General features: G+C 61.3%; 6 protein-coding genes. All 6 read left to right on the plus strand.

The features are described 5' to 3' along the window. Nucleotides 1–5 precede the first annotated feature (5 nt). A complete protein-coding gene (locus tag AB1609_18645; protein MEW6048465.1) occupies nucleotides 6–176 on the plus strand; it encodes a PTS sugar transporter subunit IIC in 171 nt (56 codons plus the stop codon). Next, nucleotides 157–984 (plus strand): PTS system mannose/fructose/sorbose family transporter subunit IID, encoded by an 828-nt coding sequence (locus tag AB1609_18650; protein MEW6048466.1) that lies wholly within the window; start codon nucleotides 157–159, stop codon nucleotides 982–984. The genes AB1609_18645 and AB1609_18650 overlap by 20 nt, the downstream gene beginning before the upstream one ends. Nucleotides 985–1,044: 60 nt before the next feature. Continuing rightward, complete coding sequence (locus tag AB1609_18655) at nucleotides 1,045–1,749, plus strand: SIS domain-containing protein (protein ID MEW6048467.1); 705 nt, start codon at nucleotides 1,045–1,047, stop codon at nucleotides 1,747–1,749. An 18-nt stretch (nucleotides 1,750–1,767) separates the two neighbouring features. Next, complete coding sequence (locus AB1609_18660) at nucleotides 1,768–2,226, plus strand: PTS sugar transporter subunit IIA (protein ID MEW6048468.1); 459 nt, start codon at nucleotides 1,768–1,770, stop codon at nucleotides 2,224–2,226. After that, nucleotides 2,201–2,695: a PTS sugar transporter subunit IIB gene (locus AB1609_18665; GenBank protein ID MEW6048469.1), complete on the plus strand. Its 495-nt coding sequence runs from the start codon at nucleotides 2,201–2,203 to the stop codon at nucleotides 2,693–2,695. The genes AB1609_18660 and AB1609_18665 overlap by 26 nt, the downstream gene beginning before the upstream one ends. A 13-nt stretch (nucleotides 2,696–2,708) precedes the next feature. Beyond that, nucleotides 2,709–3,389: amidohydrolase family protein (locus AB1609_18670; protein MEW6048470.1), on the plus strand; the 681-nt coding region annotated here is incomplete at its 3' end.

Here is a 3,389-nt window from a genome sequence, read left to right on the forward strand (position 1 = left end):
AGATCATGCCAGTGGAACGGTACTGGTACTTCTTGTTGCTGGGCTTCGTGCTGTATGCGTACCTGCACACGGCACTACTGGGGATAGCGATTTTCGCTCTTGCCGTGAGCGTCATGTTCATCGTGCTGAAGTACCGGGACGAGGGGGTGACCTTGGGTGCAGGCCGCCGATCGTAAGCTTACGAGAGGAGATCTGCTCAGCTCGTTCTGGCGGTACCTGGTGAGCTTCCAGATATCGTGGAACTACGAGCGTATGCAGGCGCTGGGGTTCTGCTATGCCATGGTTCCTATCCTGAAGCGGCTCTTTCCCAGTAGGGACGAGTTGGCAGCAGCCCTGAAACGGCATCTGGCGTTCTTTAATACCAACCCTGTCGTGGGGGCTCCGCTGATCCTGGGCTCTGCGGCCGCCATGGAGGAAGCTGGTGCTCCGGCATCCGCTGAAGGCGTTAAGGTGAGCCTCATGGGGCCGCTGGCGGGCGTGGGCGACACCCTGGTATGGGCGCTTTACAACAGCATCGTCTTCACGATTGGGGCGTCCCTGGCTTTGCAGGGCAGCATGGCGGGTCCCATCTTGGTCATCCTCTTGGTGGCCGTACCATACACCCTGGTGCGGTATTGGCAATTCATGTGGGCGTACGCGCAGGGGCGCCAGCTTGCCACCTCGCTCGCCGGGGGTACCATCGCCCGCCTTACTGAAGGTGCGATGATCCTGGGTCTCATCGTGCTGGGCGGGTTCATACCCTCGATCATCGCCGCGAAGACCCCCCTCACTTACACTCAAACGGTCACCGTTGCTGGCCAGGTTGTCAAGCAGACCGTAGAGGTGCAAAAGCAACTGGATGCCATATTGCCCGGGTTGATCCCGGTGGTCTTCACAGCTCTGGCCTATTGGCTTCTGAAGCGCTATAAGATGAATCCGCTCTGGGTGATCCTGATCCTGTTCGTCATCGGAATGGTGTTTGGCGCGCTGGGCTGGCTGGCGTGAAACCGGGCGTGGGGGAGGAATTTGTGGGCCTCCTCCACGCCTCCTTCGTGGAGGTGGAGAATGGGTCGATACTTGAATGCGGTTATTGACCTCCTTCGGCGAGTGGCGGAGGCAAATGAGGAGGCGGTGCGGGCAGGCGCCGGGATCCTCGCGGGCGTGATCGCACGTCAGGGGCTCGTGCACGTGTTCGGTTCTGGTCACTCGCAACTCCTGGCTCTGGAGATCCAGGCCCGGGCGGGTGGTTTGGTGGCGGTGCAGGTGATTTACGACCCCACTTTCGGAAAGGCAGAGACGGTGGAGGGTTATGCGGTTTCGCTGTTGAGGGATTACGAACTCTCCCCCGGGGAGGCCATGATCGTGATCAGCAATTCAGGCCGCAACCCTGCCCCCATCGAGATGGCCATGGCGGCGAGGGACAAGGGCCTGAGCGTGATTGCGTTGACTGCGGTGGAATTCTCGCGGTCTGTTTCTTCGCGGCACTGTTCGGGGAAGCGGCTTTTTGAACTGGCTGACGTGGTGCTGGACACGATGGGCGGTCCGGGTGATGCTCTTGTGCGGGTGGAGGGTCTGGAGGTTCCGGTGGGTCCGTCATCGACCGTGGTGGGTGCAGCCCTGATCAACGAACTCATGGTGCGCACGACGGAGGAGCTCGTGCGCCGCGGATTTGAGCCTCCCGTTCTCCGTTCCCAAAACTTAGACGGCAGCGAGGTTCACAATCAGCGGGTCATGGCGCCATACCGGGGCAGGATACGGCGGGTAATTTAGAGCTGCGGGGCGGAGGGAATGGTTGGGGTTATTTTGGTCGGGCATGGGGGAATGGCAAGGGGGCTGCTTGAGGCGGCTGAGCTTATCCTGGGGCCCCAAGAGAACGTGGTGGCCCTGGGTCTGGACCCCTCCGAAGATCCGGGTACGTTGGCTGCTGCCATCCGGGCGGCGGCAGAACGGTTGGGTACCGAACAGTTGGTGGTACTGGCTGATCTTTTCGGAGGGAGTCCTGCCAATGCGGCTGCGACGTTATGGCGTCATGGCAGCCGCATGACAATAATAGCGGGGCTCAACCTGCCGATGCTGTTGGAGGTACTTGTATCCAGGGATGCTTCATCGGCGGCGGACGTCGCCCGCGTAGCGGTGCAGGCGGGGCGGGAAGGGGTGCGGGACGTGGTGGCAGCCCTTCGGTCGGCGATGTCGGCACGGGAAGGGGAGAATGAGAGCGGAAATGCCGGTCAAACACCTGCGCATTGACAACCGTCTCATCCACGGGCAAGTGGTGGTGGCCTGGGCCAAGCATGAAGGGATCGATACCCTCATCGTGACCAACGATCAGGTGGCCGCTGACGATTTTCAGCGGATGATCTTGGTGTCGGTGGCTCCGCCCGGCATTAAGGTTCTGGTGCTGGGGGTGGCTGATACTCTTGCATACGTTCGGGACCCGGCTCACGAGCACGAGAATGTGTTCATTCTGTGCAAGACGCCGGAAGATGCATTGGCCCTTCATGAAGGTGGCCTGGGACTCCAGGAAATGAATGTGGGGAACATGGCCTTCGTAGTTGGCTCGAAGAAGGTCAGCAAGAGTGTCTTTGTTACACCGCAGAACGTGGAGACGTTCAAGAAGCTGAGCCAGGCAGGGGTACGGCTTACCTGCCGGATGATGCCGACCGAGGGCAAGAACGACTTCATGGCGATGTTGCGCAATGCCAAAGTCTTGGTATAGGGGCCGTCCGCATATGGAGTATGTGTTGAGGAATGCGATCGTCCTGACCCCTTTGGAGCGTTTGCCGGGGGCGCACGTGGCGTTCAGCGGCGGCAAGCTGACCGGCGTGGGCAAGGGCGTGTGCGGAGGCGCACCCGGGGTTGACCTAACCGGATACGCCGTGGCACCAGGGTTTATAGACGTCCACGTCCACGGGGGCGGGGGGTATTCTCTGATAGACGGGGATCCCCGCGGCTTGCAGGGCTTTCGCCAGTGGGTGCTCCGCACAGGGGTCACCAGCTTTCTCATGTCGGTGATGGCCGCCACCCCTGAGGAACTTGTTGAGGCTGTGAAGGAGAACAAGGCGGAGGTGGGTCGCGGGGACGGGGGGGCCTGTTGTCTGGGGTTCCATCTGGAAGGACCGTTCTTGAGTCCCAGGCGCCCGGGAGCTTTCGACCCCTCCTGGTTTCGCTTGCCCGACAAGAGCCTCATGGACGAGTTCCTGGGGGCGGGGGAAGGTACCGTCCGGGTTGTAACCGTGGCTCCCGAGTTGCCGGGCGCTCCCGAACTGGTCCAGCACGTCTCGCGGATGGGGGTACTGGTTGCCCTTGGGCACACCGATGCCACATACGAGGACTTCATGGCTGGCGTTCGGGCTGGAGCCAGGCATGTGACCCACTGCTACAACACCATGAGGGGTTTCGGGCACCGGGAG

The sequence above is a fragment of the Bacillota bacterium genome (assembly GCA_040754675.1).
Taxonomy (GTDB): domain Bacteria; phylum Bacillota; class Limnochordia; order Limnochordales; family Geochordaceae; genus Geochorda.